The organism is Thiomicrospira microaerophila, from assembly GCF_023278225.1.
Classification (GTDB): Bacteria; Pseudomonadota; Gammaproteobacteria; order Thiomicrospirales; family Thiomicrospiraceae; genus Thiomicrospira; species Thiomicrospira microaerophila_A.
Map to the genome: position 1 here is coordinate 2,065,522 of NZ_CP070959.1, position 16,501 is coordinate 2,082,022.

The following is a 16,501-nucleotide window of genomic DNA, read 5'->3' on the forward strand; positions in this document are numbered from 1 at the left end:
GGTGTTATCTCCGTTTCAATATTACTTAGAGTAAAGCTCAACTATCAGATTTTCTGATATCTCAGAAGGTAAATCAGAACGATCAGGTAAAGATTTAAATGTACCCTGAAAAGCTTTAGCATCTACTTCTAGCCAAGATGGAGTTCCTGATTTGCCAGACAATTCCAATGCTGCTGAAATACGTAGCTGAGTGCGAGATTTCTCGCGAATACTAACCACATCACCAGCTTTAACTTCATAAGACGGAATATTAACTAGAGAACCATTAACTAACACTGATTTGTGAGATACAAGTTGACGAGCCTCAGAGCGCGTGCTTGCAAATCCCATTCTATAAACAACGTTATCTAAACGGCTTTCTAAAAGCTGAAGCAAGTTAACACCTGTTGAACCTTTACGACGATCAGCTTCTTTGTAATAAAGACGGAATTTTTTCTCTAAAACACCGTAAATTCTTCTTACTTTTTGTTTTTCACGTAACTGAGTACCATATTCGGTAACACGTGAACGACGAGCACCATGTTGACCTGGTGCTTGATCAATTTTACACTTAGACTCAATACTTCTTACGCCACTTTTTAAGAAAAGGTCAGTACCTTCACGGCGTGCGAGTTTGCATTTTGGACCAATATATCTAGCCATGAACTTCTTCCTTAAACACGACGTTTCTTAGATGGACGGCAACCATTATGTGGAATAGGTGTTACATCTGAAATGGATGTAATTTTAAACCCAACACTATGTAAACCACGAACAGCAGAGTCACGACCAGGTCCAGGACCCTTGACCATAACATCCATATTCTTAACACCGTACTCTTGAGCCATTTGACCTGCTCGTTCTGCAGCTACTTGAGCTGCAAATGGTGTACTTTTTCGTGAACCACGAAAACCACTACCACCCGCAGTTGCCCAGCACAATGCGTTACCTTGACGATCAGTAATCGTCACAATTGTATTGTTGAAAGAAGCATGAACATGTGCAACAGCATCATTAACTACATGCTTTACTTTCTTCTTAATACGCGAATTTGCTTTTGCCATAATTTATCTCGCAGATTTTGCGTTATTTCTTAATAGGTTTTTTTGGACCTTTACGGGTACGTGCATTAGTCTTAGTACGCTGTCCACGCAATGGAAGACTACGACGATGACGAATACCACGGAAGCAACCCATATCCATCAGACGCTTGATATTCATAGATACATCACGTCTTAAATCACCTTCAATTTTATACTTTGCCAATTCATTTCTTATCGAAACCAATTGGTCTTCAGTAAGGTTACGAACCTTAGTAGTAGGATCTAGCCCAGCTGCTGCGCACAAGTTTTGAGCAGTAGTCTGGCCTACTCCATAAATGGATCTTAAACCGATAACAATGTGCTTGTTAAGCGGTAAATTTACGCCGGCAATACGAGCCATTTTGACGCTCCCCTAAAATTTCTTACTAGAAAACAAGCGATTATACTTGATTTCAAATTACAATACTAGACAAAGAATAATATATTCTATTTGCCTTTTAAATTAGCTTTTTTCATCATGCTTTCATACTGCCCTGACATCATGTGCGACTGTATCTGAGTCATAAAGTCCATCACAACAATCACAATAATCAAAAGCGCAGTACCACCAAAATAGAACGGAACATTCCAGTAAAGAATCAAAAACTCAGGCAGCAAACATACTGCGGTAATATAAATAGCTCCCGCAAGAGTCAAGCGACCCATTACGCTATCTATATAACGAGCAGTTTGAGGGCCAGGTCTAATCCCTGGTAAAAATGCACCGGATTTTCTTAAATTATCTGCCGTTTCTTTAGGATTGAACACAATAGCCGTATAGAAAAAACAGAAAAACATAATTGCAATTGCATACAGGATGACATATAAGGGCTGACCAGGTGCGAGTGTAGTCGCAATATCCTTTAACCAACCCATATTTTCAGAACTACCGAACCATCCACCCAGTGAAGCAGGAAACAAAATAATACTCGACGCAAATATTGGGGGAATTACACCAGCCATATTAAGCTTTAGAGGGAGATGACCTTCTTGACCACCGTATAATTTTCTACCTCTCATACGCTGTGCATAATGAACTGGTAAACGCCTTTGACCACGTTCTACGAATACAACAAATGCAGTCACTGCAGCAACCAACATTAACAGAACTACAACAGTAAGAGCATGCAAAGCACCGGTATGAACCTGCTCTAAAGTACCACCCAAAGCAGAGGGTAAACCAGCAACAATACCGGCGAAAATAATCAATGAAATACCATTTCCTATTCCACGCTCAGTGATCTGTTCACCTAACCACATTAAGAATATTGTTCCACTAACCAAGGTTACAACAGCAGTTAACATAAAAATTGGCCCTGGGTTAACGACAACAGGCATGCCATTTATATTCTGCGCTTGTAATGCAATAGAAACACCAATAGCTTGAAATGTTGCTAAAACAACTGTTCCATAGCGAGTATATTGCGTAATCTTCCTTCGTCCTTGCTCACCTTCTTTTTTTAACTGTTCAAGCGTTGGGGAAACCGCAGTTAATAGCTGCATAATAATAGCTGCAGAAATATACGGCATGATTCCCAAAGCAAAAATAGAAAGACGCTCAAGTGCTCCACCAGAAAACATGTTAAACATGTCTAGCACGGTACCCCTCTGCTGATCGAACATTGCTGCTAAGGCAATGGGATCAATAGAAGGTACTGGAATATGAGTCCCTAACCTGTAGACAATCAGTGCACCAATTACAAACAATAATCTTGCTTTTAAATCACCAAGACCCGCTTTTCCTGATGCACCTTGAGCTAAAGTAGGACTATTCATAAATTACTCTTTAATTGTACCGCCAGCGGCAAGAATCGCTTCTTTAGCACCAGCAGTAACATTAATTCCAGATAAAGTTACACTAGCAGTTAAATCACCTGATTTAACAATCTTAACTTTTTTCGTGTTTGCAGGAACAAGATCATGTGCCTTTAACAAAGCAACATCAATTTCCGTTCCAGCAAATACATTTAACGCATCTAGACGAACTTCAGCAGAGAACTTGGCCATATGTGATGAAAACCCAACTTTAGGTAGGCGACGCTGGATAGGCATTTGACCACCTTCAAAGCCAACCTTGTGAAAACCACCTGAACGGGACTTCTGACCTTTGTGACCACGACCACCCATCTTACCAAGACCTGAACCTTGACCACGACCAACACGACGCCTTTCTTTTCTAGAACCGTCTGCAGGAGATAAAGTATTTAAAAACATTATACTTCCTCAACTTTTAATAGATAAGAAACCTTATTAATCATTCCACGATTTTCAGGAGTATTAATCACAGTAACACTATGATGCATTCTTCTTAAACCCAAACCGGCAACACAAGCCTTGTGTGCAGGTAAACGACCAATAGTACTCTTTACAAGTGTTACTTTAATATGCTTATTATCCGACATATTATTCACCTACAATTTCTTTTAGATTTTTGCCACGCTTTGCAGCAATAAAATCAGGAGAATGCATTGAAGACAAACCATTAACTGTTGCACGAACAACGTTCACAGGTCTAGTAGTACCAATACATTTAGCTAATACGTTTTTAACACCAGCCGCTTCCAAAACAGAACGCATTGGACCACCAGCAATAACACCTGTACCTTCTGAGGCTGGCAGAATTACAATCTTAGCCGCGCCTTGCTCAAAGCTAATTGGATACTCAAGTGTACCGTTGGTCAAATGAATATTTTGCATATTTCTACGCGCCTGCTCCATTGCTTTTTTAATCGCTACCGGAACTTCACTTGCTTTACCACTGCCAAAACCGACACGGCCATCACCATCACCAACCACTGTTAAAGCAGAGAACGAAAATACGCGTCCGCCCTTTACAACTTTTGCTACGCGACGAACAGAGACCAATTTTTCAATAAGTCCATCTTGACCGTCTTGCATTTCATGTGAAGACATATAAAACCCTTTCCTTAAAACTCTAAACCGTTCTCACGTGCAGCATCTGCTAGCACTTGTACGCGTCCATGATATTTAAAACCAGAACGATCAAATGCAACTTTTGTTACACCTGCTGATTTAGCTTTTTCTGCAATAGACTTTCCTACTGCAATGGCTGCCTCTTTGTTTCCGGTATATTTTACTTGACTTTTTACATCCGCTTGTACGGTAGAGCTTGATGCAATTACACTTGCACCATCAGCAGAAATTAACTGTACATAAATATGCTTCGGTGTTTTATTTACACATAGTCTCGGCATATTTAAAGCAGAAATTTTAGCGCGGGTTTTTTTTGCTCTACGAAGCCTAGTTTGCTTGCTATCCATATAACAATCCCTATCCTATTTCTTCTTAGCTTCTTTACGAAGAATTCTTTCATCAGCGTACTTAACACCTTTGCCTTTATAAGGCTCAGGAGGTCTATAACCACGCACTTGAGCTGCAACTTGACCAACGGCTTGCTTGTCAGCTCCACGAATAATAATTTCAGTTTGAGTTGGTGTTTCAGCGGTTACACCTTCAGGCAATTGATGCGCTACAGGGTGCGAAAAACCAAGCGTTAAATTGATCACGTTACCCTGAACTTGAGCACGATAACCTACACCCACTAACTGGAGTTTCTTTTCAAAACCGTGTGACACACCTGTAACCATATTATTGATAACAGCGCGAGCGGTACCCGCTTGTGCCCATCCATCAACGGATTTACCACTTGGCTCAAAAGTAACTACACCGTCATTATTTTGAACTTTAACTGAAGAGTTAATCTTACAGTTTAAATTTCCTTTTGGCCCCTTTACCACTACTTCTGAACCAGTAATTGAAAACTCAACACCTGCAGGTAAAGTAATAGGAGACTTTGCAATTCTAGACATTGAAAAACTCCTTAAGCAACATAGCAAACAATCTCACCGCCAACGCCCTGGTTACGAGCTTCGCGATCAGACATAATGCCTTTTGAGGTTGAGACTACAGCAACACCCAGTCCACCGATAACTTTTGGCAACTCGTCTTTATTTTTGTAAACACGAAGACCTGGACGACTAACACGCTTAAGTAGCTCAATTACTGGCTTGCCTTGATAATACTTTAAATCGATAGACAAGGTTGACTTGCCATCAATATTCTTAACTTCATAAGAAGCCACATAACCTTCGTCAGCAAGCAATTTTGCTAATGCTGTTTTCAATTTTGAAGAAGGCATGCTCACATTTGAATGGCCAGCCATTTGGCCATTACGAATACGCGTTAACATATCCGCGATTGGATCAGACATACTCATACTTTAATCCTACCAACTTGCTTTTCTTAAACCAGGAACATCGCCCTGCATTGCATATAAACGTAACATGTTACGCGAAAGACCAAACTTTCTGTAAACAGCATGAGGTCTTCCGGTCAATTTACAACGGCGTTGCTGCCTTACCGGTGATGCATTTCTAGGAAGCTTTGAAAGCTTATCTATTGCATCCATACGCTCATCATAAGAAAGGGACATATCTACAGATTTTGCCTTAAGCTCTTCACGCTTAGCAGCAAACTTTGCAACTGTTTTTGCGCGCTTCAGTTCGCGCTCAATCATTGAAGTTTTAGCCATTAGAAACCTCTTTACTTTTTAAACGGAAAATTCAAAGCCTCTAGCAGGGCTTTAGCTTCCGCATCACTACTAGCTGTAGTAGCAATATTAATATCCATACCACGCATCATATCTACTTTTTCAAATTCGATTTCTGGAAAGATAATTTGCTCTTTAACACCCAGTGTGTAATTGCCACGACCATCAAATGCTTTTGCATTTACACCACGGAAATCACGAACACGAGGCAATGAAATATTAATAAGCCTATCTAAAAACTCATACATTCTTTCGCCACGCAAAGTTACCTTACAACCAATTGGCCAACCTTGACGCACTTTAAAACCAGCAACAGACTTACGTGCCAATGTTTTAACTGGTTTCTGACCTGCAATAGCTTCCATATCAGCCATAGCGTTATCTAAAACTTTTTTGTCAGCAAGCGCAGCGCCAACACCCATGTTAATGGTAATTTTAGTTATTTTTGGTGCCTGCATTACAGACTTATAATCAAATTGCTCTACTAATTTAGGTACAACTTGATCTTTATAAAATTGTTTTAATCTTGCCATCTCTAAAACCTAATTAAGCATCAACAGCTTTGTTTGTAGACTTGAAGAATCTGATCTTCACATCATTTTCAATACGAAAACCTATGCGATCAGCCTTTTGCGTTTCAGGGTTAAATAAAGCAACATTAGAAATGTGTATTGGCATTTCTTTATTTACAATACCACCTTGCGCACCCGTCATAGGATTAGCCTTAGTATGCTTTTTGACGAGATTTACACCCTCAACAAGTACACGGTCATTATCAAAAAACGTTGCTACTGTACCTTTTTTACCCTTGTCTTTACCTGCAAGGATTATGACTTCGTCACCTTTTTTCAAACGATTCATACCATCTTCCTATTACAATACTTCTGGAGCCAATGAAACGATTTTCATAAACTTTTCATTACGCAGCTCACGAGTAACTGGTCCAAAAATACGTGTGCCAATAGGCTGCTCTTTGTTATTTAAAATAACAGCAGCATTATCATCAAACTTAATTAATGAGCCGTCCTGACGTCTAACACCCTTTGCCGTTCTCACAACAACAGCGCTGTAAACATCACCCTTTTTTACCTTGCCACGAGGTGCAGCTTCTTTAACAGAAACCTTAATAATATCACCCACACTAGCATAACGACGCTTAGATCCACCAAGAACCTTGATGCACATAACACGTTTAGCCCCTGAATTATCAGCGACTTCTAAAATTGATTGCATTTGTATCATAGCGGTACTCCAAAATAAACGCTTTCAAACCGCGAAAAAAATAATGATAGCACAAAAACCGCTGAATGACTAGTACCAAATTGGCTTGGTCATTCCAGCGGTTGAAAAAATCAAGAAGTATAAACTAAATCTTAGCTTTTTCGTCTACGGTCAATAATGTCCATGACTTGTTCTTTGACAAAGGACGACATTCCTCAATAGTAACAGTATCACCTAAACCACATACATTTTGCTCATCATGAGCCATAATCTTTGTTGATTTTTTAATATACTTTTTATACTTAGAATGCTTTACATATCGCTCAGTCAATACAACAATAGATTTATCCATGCCATTACTAGAAACTACTCCAGACAATGTACGTGGTTTTTTTGTTTGTTCTGACATAATTAATTACCCACTTTTTCACGAATAATAGTTTTTACACGTGCAATTGAACGTCTAACAGTTTTAAGTTTAGCTGAACTTGTTAGCTGACCCGTTGCATTCTGCATTCTTAAATTAAACTGTTCTTTTAAAAGAGCAATCAATTCTTCATTAAGTTGCTCTGGTGTTTTTTCTCTTAGATCACTTGCTGTCATTTTACATCACCGTTCTTGTTACAAACTGAGTTTTAAATGGCAACTTTGCAGCAGCTAAACTGAACGCTTGTCTGGCCAAACTCTCGTTAACACCTTGAACTTCGTACAGTACACGACCAGGTTGAATCTGAGCAACCCAGTACTCAACACTACCCTTACCTTTACCCATACGAACTTCTAATGGCTTACTTGTAATTGGCTTATCTGGGAAAACACGGATCCAGATTTTACCACCTCTTTTAATATGACGTGTCATCGCACGACGTGCTGATTCAATTTGACGAGATGTCAGCCTACCTCTTTCGGTAGCCTTAAGACCAAACTCACCAAAACTTACCTTGCATCCAGTCTGGGCCAACCCACGATTACGCCCTTTCTGGACTTTTCTAAATTTAGTACGCTTCGGCATTAACATGGTAATTAATCCTTCTTATTTACGGTTTTTCTTAGCTTTGGGCTGACTTTTATCTTCTTTCAACATTGAGATTTTTTCTAATTTCTCACCATGGAAGATCCAAACCTTAACACCCAACTTACCGTAGGTAGTATCTGCTTCAAAAGTAGAATAATCTATGTCAGCTCTAAATGTATGTAAAGGAACTCGCCCTTCACGGTACCATTCGGTACGTGCAATATCTGCACCATTCAAACGACCAGCGATTGAAACTTTAATACCCTGAGCACCTAAACGCATAGCATTACCTACCGCACGTTTCATAGCACGTCTAAACTGAATACGTTTCTCAAGTTGCTGTGCAATGCTCTCAGCTACAAGCTTTGCATCTAACTCAGGCTTTTTAACTTCCTCAATGTTTATATTTACAGGTAAACCTGTCTTCTTCATTAAGTCAGCCTTTAGTTTTTCAATGTCCTCACCCTTTTTGCCAATAACAACTCCAGGGCGAGCAGTATGAACAGTAACACGAATACCATTAGCCACACGCTCAATGTTAATCTTACTAACTGAAGCATGACTTAATTTTTTATTTAATTCTTCTCTAATTTCGATATCACTTACCAAAAATTCAGAATAATTCTTGCTATCTGCATACCAGCGAGAATTCCAATCTTTAGTTATACCTAGACGGATACCGATAGGATGTACTTTTTGACCCATTCTGGCTCTCCTTATTTCTCACCAACAGTAACAGTAATGTGACTCATACGCTTAACAATACGATTGCCGCGACCTTTAGCACGCGCTCTCATACGTTTCATTAATGGCCCTTCATCAACAAAGACGGCTGTTACTTTTAGCTCATCAATATCGGCACCTTCATTGTTTTCAGCATTTGCAATAGCAGAACTTAGAACCTTTTTCATTAGGTCTGAAGCTTTCTTATTACTGAAAGTAAGTATATTTACAGCAGACTCAACATCTTTTCCACGAATAAGATCCGCAACTAAACGTGCCTTTTGAGGAGAGATACGAGCGAATTTATGTGTTGCACTAACTTGCATTTTCATCTCCTAAATTAACGCTTAGCTTTCTTATCAGCAGCATGACCACGATAGGTACGAGTCATTGAAAACTCACCCAACTTATGACCAACCATGTTTTCAGAAACAAAAACAGGAATATGCTCTTTACCATTATGAACTGCAATTGTTAATCCAATCATATCTGGAAGAATCATTGATCTTCTTGACCAGGTTTTAATTGGACGCTTGTTACCAGATTCTTGCGCCTCAATCACTTTTTTTGCTAAGTGATGATCTACAAAAGGTCCTTTTTTAACTGAACGTGGCATTATGTCCTTCCTTATTTACTATTTCTACGACGTACTATCATATTATTAGTACGTTTATTACTTCTAGTCTTCTTACCTTTAGTAGGCACACCCCAAGGCGTAACAGGATGACGACCACCTGAAGTACGACCCTCACCACCACCATGCGGGTGATCAACTGGGTTCATAGCAACACCACGGACAGTTGGACGAATACCACGCCATCTTTTTGCACCGGCTTTACCTAGCTTCTTAAGGTTATGCTCTGTATTGCCAACTTCACCAACAGTAGCACGGCAATCTACGTGAATCTTACGCATCTCACCAGAACGAAGCTTCAACAAAACATATGAACCTTCTCTGCCCGCAATTTGTACATAAGCACCCGCACTACGAGCAATTTGAGCACCTTTACCTGGACGCATCTCAACAGCATGCACAACTGTACCAACGGGTATATTTCGCAATGGTAAAGTGTTACCAACTTTAATAGAAGCTGCAGAACCTGACTCTACAACGTCACCAGCAGCTAAATTACGCGGTGCAAGAATATATGCACGCTCACCATCTGCGTAACGAACAAGTGCAATATTTGCAGTTCTGTTAGGGTCGTACTCTAAGCGTTCAACCGTTGCAGGAATACCATCTTTGTTCCGCTTAAAATCAACAAGACGATAATGCTGCTTGTGACCACCGCCATTATGACGAACAGTAATGCGACCTGTGTTATTTCTACCACCATTCTTTGACTTTTTTTCCAACAAAGGAGCGTAAGGTGCACCTTTATGCAATGATGGTTCAACAATCTGCACGACAAAACGACGTCCTGGAGAAGTTGGTTTTGATTTTTTAATAATCGCCATTTAAAACTCCTTATTCACCAGACACAAAGTCAAGTTCTTGACCAGCAACAAGCTTAACAACAGCTTTTCTACTGCCACTACGAACACCTGCGCGACCTTTGAAAACCTTACGCTTACCTTTTTGGTTCAGCACGTTAACAGACTCTACCTTAACGTTAAACAAGGTTTCGACAGCCATTTTAACTTCTTGCTTTGTGGCATCAGGCGTTACTTTAAATACATATTGAGACTGAGCTTCAGCAAGTAATGAGCTTTTTTCAGAAACATGCGGTGCCAATAAAACTTTCAACAAACGTTCTTGACTCATGCGAACTTCTCCTCTAGTTGCTTAACAGCACCCTGGGTAAGAATTACATTTTTAAAACCTACCAAACTTAACGGATCAACTGATGCAACATCAGTAACATCTGCCTTGTATATATTTCTGGCAGAAAGATATAGATATTCATCAAAAGCTTCAGTTACAACCAGGGCATCTGTTACACCTAGGTTTGCCAATTTAGATTTGAAATCACGCGTCTTTGGTGCATCAACCTTAAAATCATCTACAATAATTAAGCGACCTGCTCTACTCAACTCACTTAGTATTGAACGCATTGCACCGCGATACATCTTCTTATTAACTTTTTGTGAGAAATCGCGATTTTGACCTGGGAAAGCTCTACCACCGCCAACCCAAATAGGACTGCGAATTGTTCCAGCTCTAGCTCTACCCGTTCCTTTTTGACGCCAAGGCTTAATACCACCACCTCTAACTTCAGATCTTGTCTTCTGAGACTTAGTACCAGAACGCGCACCAGCCATATAAGCTACAACAACCTGGTGAACGAGCGATTCATTAAAATCAACACCGAAAACGGATTCTGAAACATTAACCACTCCAGCACTAGCACCGGTAGCAAGTTCAATCATTTTTAATTCCATAATGCCCACCTTACTTAACTGCTTTGCGAACAATAACAGTACTACCTTTAGCCCCAGGTACTGCACCCTTCACTAAAAGCAAACCATTTTCGACATCAACGCGAACAAGCTCAAGATTTAAAGTTGTTTGACGAACGGCACCCATGTGACCCGCCATCTTCTTACCTTTAAAAACACGTCCCGGAGTCTGGTTTTGACCTATTGAACCAAGCACACGGTGAGATAATGAGTTACCATGTGTTGCATCCTGGGTTCTGAAATTATGGCGCTTCACACCACCCTGAAAACCCTTACCTTTTGTTGTACCAATTACATCGACAACAGATACATCAGAAAACTTATCTACGGTTACTTCAGTACCTACCGAATAAGCAGACAGCTCTTCACCATCAACTCTAAACTCCCATAAGCCAACACCAGCCTCAACACCAGCCTTAGCAAAGTGACCTGCTTCTGGCTTATTAACTCTGCCAGCATGCTTTGCACCCATTGTAACCTGAACAGCAGTATAGCCATCCACTTCAAGGGTTTTGATTTGCGTGACTCTATTTGGTGCAACTTCTACAACCGTTACCGGCAATGAAACCCCTTCTTCATTGAAGATACGGGTCATGCCAATTTTTTTACCTACGACACCAATATTCATATTGCTACCTCTTATTATTCCAACCAGTCATTACGATTGATGACTAAATCAATGCTTAACGCAATTCCAATTGAACATCTACACCAGCTGCCAAATCGAGCTTCATTAGCGCATCAACTGTTTTATCCGTAGGATCAACAATATCTAACATACGCTTATGCGTGCGTAACTCATACTGATCTCGCGCATCTTTGTTGACGTGCGGAGAAATCAATATAGTAAAACGCTCTTTACGTGTTGGTAGCGGTATTGGTCCGCGAACTTGCGCACCTGTTCTTTTAGCTGTTTCCGTAATTTCTCTTGCAGACTGATCAATTAAACGATGATCAAACGCCTTTAAGCGAATACGTATATTTTGTGTTGCCATAACCACTTCTCGCTATTTAAAAAAAATAAAAGCAGCGGCTCTTATGAGCCACTGCTATTTAGAGTTTGCGGATTGTACTTTAATTCCTAAAAATAATCAAGCCTGATTATTTCAAAATCTTAGAAACAACACCTGCACCCACAGTACGACCACCTTCACGAATCGCAAAACGCAAACCTTCGTCCATTGCGATTGGGTTGATTAGGGTGATAGTCATTTGAATGTTGTCACCTGGCATAACCATTTCAACACCTGATGGTAATTCGCATGCACCGGTTACGTCTGTTGTACGGAAGTAGAACTGTGGACGGTAGCCGTTGAAGAATGGGGTATGACGACCACCTTCTTCTTTTGACAATACGTATACTTCACCTTCAAACTGGGTATGTGGCTTGATTTTACCTACATGGCTTAATACTTGTCCACGTTCAACGTCTTCACGTTTGGTTCCACGTAGCAATACACCTACGTTATCGCCTGCCTCACCTTGATCTAGTAACTTACGGAACATTTCAACACCGGTTACGGTGGTGCTGACAGTATCACGAATACCTACGATCTCAATGGTGTCACCTACTTTCACGATACCTGTTTCGATACGACCGGTTACTACTGTTCCACGACCTTGGATTGAGAATACATCTTCAACCGGCATTAGGAATGGCTTGTCAGTATCACGCTGTGGCTCTGGAATATAGGTATCTAGTGCTTCGATTAGACGACCAATCGCTGGCTCTCCAATTTCAGACTGGTCACCTTCGATTGCTTTTAGCGCTGAGCCTTTGATTACCGGAGTGTCATCACCTGGGAAATCGTAGTCTGAAAGCAATTCACGCACTTCCATTTCTACTAGCTCTAACAATTCTTCGTCATCAACCATATCGGCTTTGTTTAGGAATACAACGATGTAAGGTACACCTACTTGACGAGATAATAGGATGTGCTCACGCGTTTGTGGCATCGGGCCATCCGCCGCTGAACATACCAGGATAGCGCCGTCCATCTGCGCCGCACCGGTGATCATGTTTTTAACATAGTCAGCGTGCCCTGGACAATCTACGTGTGCGTAGTGACGTGAATCCGACTCATACTCTACGTGCGCCGTAGAGATGGTAATTCCACGCGCTTTTTCTTCTGGCGCGTTGTCGATTTGGTCATAGGCTTTAACTTCGCCACCAAACTTTTTACCTTGGACAATGGTTAGTGCCGCTGTCAATGTAGTTTTTCCATGGTCAACGTGACCAATTGTGCCTACGTTTACATGGGGCTTGTTACGTTCAAACTTAGCTTTTGCCATTTTGAATAATCCTTATTAAAATTAAAAATTAAGAACCTTTTTTTGCCTTAGCAATAATTTCTTCTTGAACTGATGCTGGTGCTTCAGCGTATTTAGCGAATGTCATAGTATAACTTGCACGACCCTGAGAAAGCGATCGGACATTAGTAGCATAACCAAACATTTCAGACAATGGAACTTCAGCCTTAAGCTCTTTACCAGAAGGGGTATCTTCCATTCCTTGAATCATACCACGACGACGGTTAAGATCACCCATTACATCACCCATGTAGTCTTCTGGCGTAATAACTTCAACTGCCATGATAGGTTCAAGAATAACTGGGCGTGCTTTCTCGACACCGTTTTTCACACCCATTGAAGAGGCAATTTTGAATGCCATTTCATTTGAGTCAACATCATGATATGAGCCATCAAACACGGTAACTTTAACGTCAACAACCGGGTAACCAGCGATAACACCATTCTCTAGCTGCTCACGAGCACCTTTCTCTACAGCTGGTATATATTCACGCGGAACAACACCACCAACAATTGCATTTTCAAACACAAAACCAGTTCCTGGCTCTTGTGGCTCGATGCGTAATACAACATGCCCATACTGACCACGACCACCAGACTGACGAACGAATTTACCATCCGCTTCAACAGACTGACGGATTGTTTCGCGATAAGAAACTTGCGGAGCACCAACATTGGCTTCAACACTGAATTCACGCTTCATACGATCAACAATAATATCCAGATGCAGCTCACCCATACCAGATATAATAGTCTGACCTGTTTCTTCATCAGTTCTTACGCGGAATGAGGGGTCTTCAGAAGCCAACTTAGACAAGGCAATCCCCATCTTCTCTTGGTCAGCCTTAGTCTTAGGCTCAATAGCAATCGAGATTACAGGCTCTGGAAACTCCATACGCTCAAGCGTAATAATATTATTTAAATCACAAATAGTATCACCTGTTGTCACATCTTTAAGACCGACAACACAACCAATATCACCTGCACGCAACTCTTTAATTTCTTCACGCGAATTAGCATGCATCTGAATCAAACGGCCAGCACGCTCTTTTTTACCCTTCACTGGGTTATAAACCGACTCACCTGAATTAAGCACACCGGAATAAACACGAACAAACGTAAGCGTACCAACATAGGGATCTGTCATCATTTTAAACGCAAGTGCAGCAAAAGGCTCGTCATCAGATGATTTACGACTAGCAGGCGTATCATCTTCAAGCACACCTTCAATTGCAGGAACATCAACAGGTGATGGGAAATATTCAATTACCGCATCAAGCATGGCTTGAACACCGATATTCTTAAAACTAGAACCACAAAACATCGGAATTGCTTCATTGTTAATACAACGCTGACGGATACCTTGTTTGATCTGTTCTTCAGACAGCTCACCTTCTTCAAGGTAGAGATTCATTAATTCCTCATTAGCCTCAGCTGCAGCTTCAACTAATTGCTCACGATAAGACTCACAGTCATCCTGCATATCAGATGGAATATCTTGGTACTCAAAAGTCAAACCCTGAGTTTCAGGATTCCAGAAAATTGCCTTCATTTTCACAAGATCAACAACACCACGGAATGTATCTTCTGCACCTATCGGCAACTGCATTACAACAGGATTAGCACCTAAGCGCGTCTTAACCTGCTCAACAACTCGCAAAAAGTTCGCACCAGCACGGTCCATTTTATTAACATAACCCATACGTGGAACTTCATATTTATTTGCTTGACGCCAAACTGTTTCGGACTGCGGCTGAACACCACCCACAGAACAGAAAGTAGTAACAGCACCATCAAGCACACGCAATGAACGCTCTACTTCGATAGTAAAGTCAACGTGCCCAGGGGTATCTATAACGTTTATTCTGTGCTCTGGAAACTGCTTAGCCATACCAGACCACATACAAGTTGTAGCAGCCGAAGTAATAGTTATACCGCGCTCCTGCTCTTGCTCCATCCAATCCATGGTGGCACCACCATCATGAACCTCACCAAGCTTATGGTTTTTACCTGTATAAAACAAAATACGTTCAGTTGTTGTTGTTTTACCTGCATCAATGTGAGCCATAATACCGATATTACGGTAACGCTCTAAAGGGGTTTGACGTGCCACTTTATTAACCTTTTATTTGATTGAATTAAAGAATAAAGGCCCGTCAAGGGCCCTTGTTGAATTTTACCAGCGGAAATGTGAAAAGGCTTTGTTTGCCTCAGCCATTCTGTGTGTATCTTCTTTCTTCTTGATCGCAGAACCGCGATTTTCAAGTGCATCTGATAACTCACCAGCAAGGCGCAACATCATGCCTTTTTCACTACGCTTACGCGCAGCTTCAACAATCCAACGCATTGACAACGCCATTTTTCTTTCTGGACGTACTTCTACAGGCACTTGATAGGTAGCACCACCAACACGGCGGGATTTAACTTCTACCAAAGGACCAACATTTTCTAGCGCTTCTTTTAAATAAGCCGCATGATCACCGCCTTTACGACGTTCCACAACCTTATCTAACGCACCATAAACTATTTTTTCTGCAACCGCTTTTTTTCCGCTAACCATTATCATGTTAACAAACTTTGTCAGGGTTACATCACCAAACTTAGGATCAGGTAATACTAATCTTTTTGGTATCTCTCTTCTTCTTGCCATTCTTTACTCTTCCGGTATAAAAGAATTAAAAAAAGCTAGCGCATGTAAAAGGCTTACTTACCTTTTGGACGCTTAGCACCGTACTTAGAACGACCTTGTTTACGCTCATTAACACCAGAGCAATCTAATGCTCCACGCACTGTATGATAACGCACACCAGGCAAATCCTTAACACGACCACCACGAATTAAAATAACCGAGTGTTCCTGTAAGTTATGACCCTCACCACCAATATAGGTAGATACTTCAAAACCGTTAGTTAAACGAACACGCGCAACTTTACGCAGGGCTGAGTTAGGCTTTTTAGGGGTAGTTGTATAAACACGCGTACATACACCACGACGCTGCGGACATGACTCCAAAGCGGGTACTGTAGACTTTTTAACCTTGTCTTTACGCGGCTTACGAACCAACTGGTTTATTGTAGCCATTAAAACTTCTCCAAATTTGAGACAAAACTCATTTACCATAAAATATTTGTGAGCATTAAAGCCCACAAATAAGGTTTCAAGATTTTAGTGACTATGACACTGATTGTCAAGTCACAAGCT

Annotated in this window: 29 protein-coding genes; all 29 read right to left on the bottom strand. The window is 40.9% G+C overall.

Annotated features, from left to right (window positions below; genetic code table 11):
• Positions 1 to 21: 21 nt before the first annotated feature.
• Positions 22 to 642 (bottom strand): 30S ribosomal protein S4, encoded by a 621-nt coding sequence (gene rpsD / locus JX580_RS09985; protein ID WP_248850400.1) that lies wholly within the window; start codon positions 640 to 642, stop codon positions 22 to 24.
• Positions 643 to 653: 11 nt separating this feature from the next.
• Positions 654 to 1,043 carry a 30S ribosomal protein S11 gene (rpsK, locus tag JX580_RS09990; RefSeq protein ID WP_248850401.1) on the bottom strand — a complete coding sequence of 130 codons (390 nt, stop codon included), beginning with the start codon at positions 1,041 to 1,043 and terminating at the stop codon, positions 654 to 656.
• Between the two features lie 22 nt (positions 1,044 to 1,065).
• Positions 1,066 to 1,422 carry a 30S ribosomal protein S13 gene (gene rpsM / locus JX580_RS09995; protein WP_248850402.1) on the bottom strand — a complete coding sequence of 119 codons (357 nt, stop codon included), beginning with the start codon at positions 1,420 to 1,422 and terminating at the stop codon, positions 1,066 to 1,068.
• Positions 1,423 to 1,508: 86 nt separating this feature from the next.
• A complete protein-coding gene (secY, locus tag JX580_RS10000) occupies positions 1,509 to 2,837 on the bottom strand; it encodes a preprotein translocase subunit SecY (RefSeq protein ID WP_248850403.1) in 1,329 nt (442 codons plus the stop codon).
• A gap of 3 nt (positions 2,838 to 2,840) precedes the next feature.
• Entirely contained in the window at positions 2,841 to 3,275 is a 435-nt protein-coding gene (gene rplO, locus JX580_RS10005; RefSeq protein WP_248850404.1) for a 50S ribosomal protein L15, read from the bottom strand.
• Entirely contained in the window at positions 3,275 to 3,463 is a 189-nt protein-coding gene (gene rpmD / locus JX580_RS10010; protein WP_248850405.1) for a 50S ribosomal protein L30, read from the bottom strand. The genes rplO and rpmD overlap by 1 nt, the downstream gene beginning before the upstream one ends.
• A gap of 1 nt (position 3,464) precedes the next feature.
• The gene (gene rpsE / locus JX580_RS10015; RefSeq protein ID WP_248850406.1) at positions 3,465 to 3,974 is read right to left on the bottom strand and encodes a 30S ribosomal protein S5; all 510 of its coding nucleotides are present in this window, start codon (positions 3,972 to 3,974) and stop codon (positions 3,465 to 3,467) included.
• A 14-nt stretch (positions 3,975 to 3,988) separates the two neighbouring features.
• Positions 3,989 to 4,342 carry a 50S ribosomal protein L18 gene (gene rplR / locus JX580_RS10020; RefSeq protein ID WP_248850407.1) on the bottom strand — a complete coding sequence of 118 codons (354 nt, stop codon included), beginning with the start codon at positions 4,340 to 4,342 and terminating at the stop codon, positions 3,989 to 3,991.
• Between the two features lie 15 nt (positions 4,343 to 4,357).
• Complete coding sequence (rplF, locus tag JX580_RS10025; protein ID WP_248850408.1) at positions 4,358 to 4,891, bottom strand: 50S ribosomal protein L6; 534 nt, start codon at positions 4,889 to 4,891, stop codon at positions 4,358 to 4,360.
• Between the two features lie 11 nt (positions 4,892 to 4,902).
• Positions 4,903 to 5,298, bottom strand: a complete 396-nt coding sequence (rpsH, locus tag JX580_RS10030) for a 30S ribosomal protein S8 (protein WP_248850409.1) — start codon at positions 5,296 to 5,298, stop codon at positions 4,903 to 4,905.
• Positions 5,299 to 5,307: 9 nt separating this feature from the next.
• Positions 5,308 to 5,613 carry a 30S ribosomal protein S14 gene (gene rpsN, locus JX580_RS10035; protein WP_248850410.1) on the bottom strand — a complete coding sequence of 102 codons (306 nt, stop codon included), beginning with the start codon at positions 5,611 to 5,613 and terminating at the stop codon, positions 5,308 to 5,310.
• Between the two features lie 11 nt (positions 5,614 to 5,624).
• Positions 5,625 to 6,164 carry a 50S ribosomal protein L5 gene (gene rplE, locus JX580_RS10040; protein ID WP_248850411.1) on the bottom strand — a complete coding sequence of 180 codons (540 nt, stop codon included), beginning with the start codon at positions 6,162 to 6,164 and terminating at the stop codon, positions 5,625 to 5,627.
• A 13-nt stretch (positions 6,165 to 6,177) separates the two neighbouring features.
• Positions 6,178 to 6,492 carry a 50S ribosomal protein L24 gene (gene rplX / locus JX580_RS10045; RefSeq protein WP_248850412.1) on the bottom strand — a complete coding sequence of 105 codons (315 nt, stop codon included), beginning with the start codon at positions 6,490 to 6,492 and terminating at the stop codon, positions 6,178 to 6,180.
• 12 nt (positions 6,493 to 6,504) lie between these two features.
• A complete protein-coding gene (gene rplN, locus JX580_RS10050) occupies positions 6,505 to 6,873 on the bottom strand; it encodes a 50S ribosomal protein L14 (protein ID WP_248850413.1) in 369 nt (122 codons plus the stop codon).
• A 124-nt stretch (positions 6,874 to 6,997) separates the two neighbouring features.
• Complete coding sequence (rpsQ, locus tag JX580_RS10055) at positions 6,998 to 7,261, bottom strand: 30S ribosomal protein S17 (protein ID WP_248850414.1); 264 nt, start codon at positions 7,259 to 7,261, stop codon at positions 6,998 to 7,000.
• A 2-nt stretch (positions 7,262 to 7,263) separates the two neighbouring features.
• Positions 7,264 to 7,455, bottom strand: coding sequence for a 50S ribosomal protein L29 (gene rpmC / locus JX580_RS10060; protein ID WP_248850415.1), 192 nt, complete (start codon positions 7,453 to 7,455; stop codon positions 7,264 to 7,266).
• 1 nt (position 7,456) lies between these two features.
• Positions 7,457 to 7,870, bottom strand: coding sequence for a 50S ribosomal protein L16 (gene rplP, locus JX580_RS10065; protein WP_044411435.1), 414 nt, complete (start codon positions 7,868 to 7,870; stop codon positions 7,457 to 7,459).
• A 15-nt stretch (positions 7,871 to 7,885) separates the two neighbouring features.
• Positions 7,886 to 8,572, bottom strand: coding sequence for a 30S ribosomal protein S3 (gene rpsC / locus JX580_RS10070; protein ID WP_248850416.1), 687 nt, complete (start codon positions 8,570 to 8,572; stop codon positions 7,886 to 7,888).
• Between the two features lie 11 nt (positions 8,573 to 8,583).
• Positions 8,584 to 8,916 carry a 50S ribosomal protein L22 gene (gene rplV / locus JX580_RS10075; protein WP_248850417.1) on the bottom strand — a complete coding sequence of 111 codons (333 nt, stop codon included), beginning with the start codon at positions 8,914 to 8,916 and terminating at the stop codon, positions 8,584 to 8,586.
• Between the two features lie 14 nt (positions 8,917 to 8,930).
• Positions 8,931 to 9,206 (bottom strand): 30S ribosomal protein S19, encoded by a 276-nt coding sequence (rpsS, locus tag JX580_RS10080; protein WP_006459607.1) that lies wholly within the window; start codon positions 9,204 to 9,206, stop codon positions 8,931 to 8,933.
• Positions 9,207 to 9,217: 11 nt separating this feature from the next.
• Positions 9,218 to 10,048, bottom strand: coding sequence for a 50S ribosomal protein L2 (gene rplB, locus JX580_RS10085; RefSeq protein WP_248850418.1), 831 nt, complete (start codon positions 10,046 to 10,048; stop codon positions 9,218 to 9,220).
• Between the two features lie 10 nt (positions 10,049 to 10,058).
• Positions 10,059 to 10,355 (bottom strand): 50S ribosomal protein L23, encoded by a 297-nt coding sequence (gene rplW / locus JX580_RS10090; protein ID WP_248850419.1) that lies wholly within the window; start codon positions 10,353 to 10,355, stop codon positions 10,059 to 10,061.
• Positions 10,352 to 10,972, bottom strand: coding sequence for a 50S ribosomal protein L4 (rplD, locus tag JX580_RS10095; RefSeq protein ID WP_349251687.1), 621 nt, complete (start codon positions 10,970 to 10,972; stop codon positions 10,352 to 10,354). Before rplD ends, rplW begins: the two co-directional genes overlap by 4 nt.
• 10 nt (positions 10,973 to 10,982) lie before the next feature.
• Positions 10,983 to 11,618: a 50S ribosomal protein L3 gene (gene rplC / locus JX580_RS10100; RefSeq protein WP_248850420.1), complete on the bottom strand. Its 636-nt coding sequence runs from the start codon at positions 11,616 to 11,618 to the stop codon at positions 10,983 to 10,985.
• Between the two features lie 55 nt (positions 11,619 to 11,673).
• Positions 11,674 to 11,985: a 30S ribosomal protein S10 gene (gene rpsJ, locus JX580_RS10105; protein WP_248850421.1), complete on the bottom strand. Its 312-nt coding sequence runs from the start codon at positions 11,983 to 11,985 to the stop codon at positions 11,674 to 11,676.
• Between the two features lie 106 nt (positions 11,986 to 12,091).
• Positions 12,092 to 13,282, bottom strand: a complete 1,191-nt coding sequence (tuf, locus tag JX580_RS10110) for an elongation factor Tu (RefSeq protein WP_248850422.1) — start codon at positions 13,280 to 13,282, stop codon at positions 12,092 to 12,094.
• 28 nt (positions 13,283 to 13,310) lie between these two features.
• Positions 13,311 to 15,413, bottom strand: a complete 2,103-nt coding sequence (fusA, locus tag JX580_RS10115; protein WP_283103588.1) for an elongation factor G — start codon at positions 15,411 to 15,413, stop codon at positions 13,311 to 13,313.
• A gap of 63 nt (positions 15,414 to 15,476) precedes the next feature.
• Positions 15,477 to 15,950 carry a 30S ribosomal protein S7 gene (gene rpsG / locus JX580_RS10120; protein ID WP_248850423.1) on the bottom strand — a complete coding sequence of 158 codons (474 nt, stop codon included), beginning with the start codon at positions 15,948 to 15,950 and terminating at the stop codon, positions 15,477 to 15,479.
• 53 nt (positions 15,951 to 16,003) lie between these two features.
• Positions 16,004 to 16,381: a 30S ribosomal protein S12 gene (gene rpsL / locus JX580_RS10125; RefSeq protein WP_044412503.1), complete on the bottom strand. Its 378-nt coding sequence runs from the start codon at positions 16,379 to 16,381 to the stop codon at positions 16,004 to 16,006.
• Positions 16,382 to 16,501 lie beyond the last annotated feature (120 nt).

Bases quoted from the DNA above. Each gene is read 5' to 3' on its own strand.
- rpsD (WP_248850400.1), bottom strand. From the start codon at position 642: ATGGCTAGATATATTGGTCCAAAATGCAAACTCGCACGCCGTGAAGGT.
- rpsK (WP_248850401.1), bottom strand. From the start codon at position 1,043: ATGGCAAAAGCAAATTCGCGTATTAAGAAGAAAGTAAAGCATGTAGTT.
- secY (WP_248850403.1), bottom strand. From the start codon at position 2,837: ATGAATAGTCCTACTTTAGCTCAAGGTGCATCAGGAAAAGCGGGTCTT.
- rpsC (WP_248850416.1), bottom strand. From the start codon at position 8,572: ATGGGTCAAAAAGTACATCCTATCGGTATCCGTCTAGGTATAACTAAA.
- rpsJ (WP_248850421.1), bottom strand. From the start codon at position 11,985: ATGGCAACACAAAATATACGTATTCGCTTAAAGGCGTTTGATCATCGT.
- rplB (WP_248850418.1), bottom strand. From the start codon at position 10,048: ATGGCGATTATTAAAAAATCAAAACCAACTTCTCCAGGACGTCGTTTT.
- rpsG (WP_248850423.1), bottom strand. From the start codon at position 15,950: ATGGCAAGAAGAAGAGAGATACCAAAAAGATTAGTATTACCTGATCCT.
- rpsM (WP_248850402.1), bottom strand. From the start codon at position 1,422: ATGGCTCGTATTGCCGGCGTAAATTTACCGCTTAACAAGCACATTGTT.
- rpsQ (WP_248850414.1), bottom strand. From the start codon at position 7,261: ATGTCAGAACAAACAAAAAAACCACGTACATTGTCTGGAGTAGTTTCT.
- rpsE (WP_248850406.1), bottom strand. From the start codon at position 3,974: ATGTCTTCACATGAAATGCAAGACGGTCAAGATGGACTTATTGAAAAA.
- rplC (WP_248850420.1), bottom strand. From the start codon at position 11,618: ATGAATATTGGTGTCGTAGGTAAAAAAATTGGCATGACCCGTATCTTC.
- rplX (WP_248850412.1), bottom strand. From the start codon at position 6,492: ATGAATCGTTTGAAAAAAGGTGACGAAGTCATAATCCTTGCAGGTAAA.
- rpmD (WP_248850405.1), bottom strand. From the start codon at position 3,463: ATGTCGGATAATAAGCATATTAAAGTAACACTTGTAAAGAGTACTATT.
- rpmC (WP_248850415.1), bottom strand. From the start codon at position 7,455: ATGACAGCAAGTGATCTAAGAGAAAAAACACCAGAGCAACTTAATGAA.
- rplD (WP_349251687.1), bottom strand. From the start codon at position 10,972: ATGGAATTAAAAATGATTGAACTTGCTACCGGTGCTAGTGCTGGAGTG.
- rplW (WP_248850419.1), bottom strand. From the start codon at position 10,355: ATGAGTCAAGAACGTTTGTTGAAAGTTTTATTGGCACCGCATGTTTCT.
- rplN (WP_248850413.1), bottom strand. From the start codon at position 6,873: ATGATACAAATGCAATCAATTTTAGAAGTCGCTGATAATTCAGGGGCT.
- rplV (WP_248850417.1), bottom strand. From the start codon at position 8,916: ATGCAAGTTAGTGCAACACATAAATTCGCTCGTATCTCTCCTCAAAAG.
- rpsH (WP_248850409.1), bottom strand. From the start codon at position 5,298: ATGAGTATGTCTGATCCAATCGCGGATATGTTAACGCGTATTCGTAAT.
- rpsS (WP_006459607.1), bottom strand. From the start codon at position 9,206: ATGCCACGTTCAGTTAAAAAAGGACCTTTTGTAGATCATCACTTAGCA.
- rplE (WP_248850411.1), bottom strand. From the start codon at position 6,164: ATGGCAAGATTAAAACAATTTTATAAAGATCAAGTTGTACCTAAATTA.
- rpsL (WP_044412503.1), bottom strand. From the start codon at position 16,381: ATGGCTACAATAAACCAGTTGGTTCGTAAGCCGCGTAAAGACAAGGTT.
- rplO (WP_248850404.1), bottom strand. From the start codon at position 3,275: ATGTTTTTAAATACTTTATCTCCTGCAGACGGTTCTAGAAAAGAAAGG.
- rplF (WP_248850408.1), bottom strand. From the start codon at position 4,891: ATGTCTAGAATTGCAAAGTCTCCTATTACTTTACCTGCAGGTGTTGAG.
- tuf (WP_248850422.1), bottom strand. From the start codon at position 13,282: ATGGCAAAAGCTAAGTTTGAACGTAACAAGCCCCATGTAAACGTAGGC.
- rpsN (WP_248850410.1), bottom strand. From the start codon at position 5,613: ATGGCTAAAACTTCAATGATTGAGCGCGAACTGAAGCGCGCAAAAACA.
- rplP (WP_044411435.1), bottom strand. From the start codon at position 7,870: ATGTTAATGCCGAAGCGTACTAAATTTAGAAAAGTCCAGAAAGGGCGT.
- rplR (WP_248850407.1), bottom strand. From the start codon at position 4,342: ATGGATAGCAAGCAAACTAGGCTTCGTAGAGCAAAAAAAACCCGCGCT.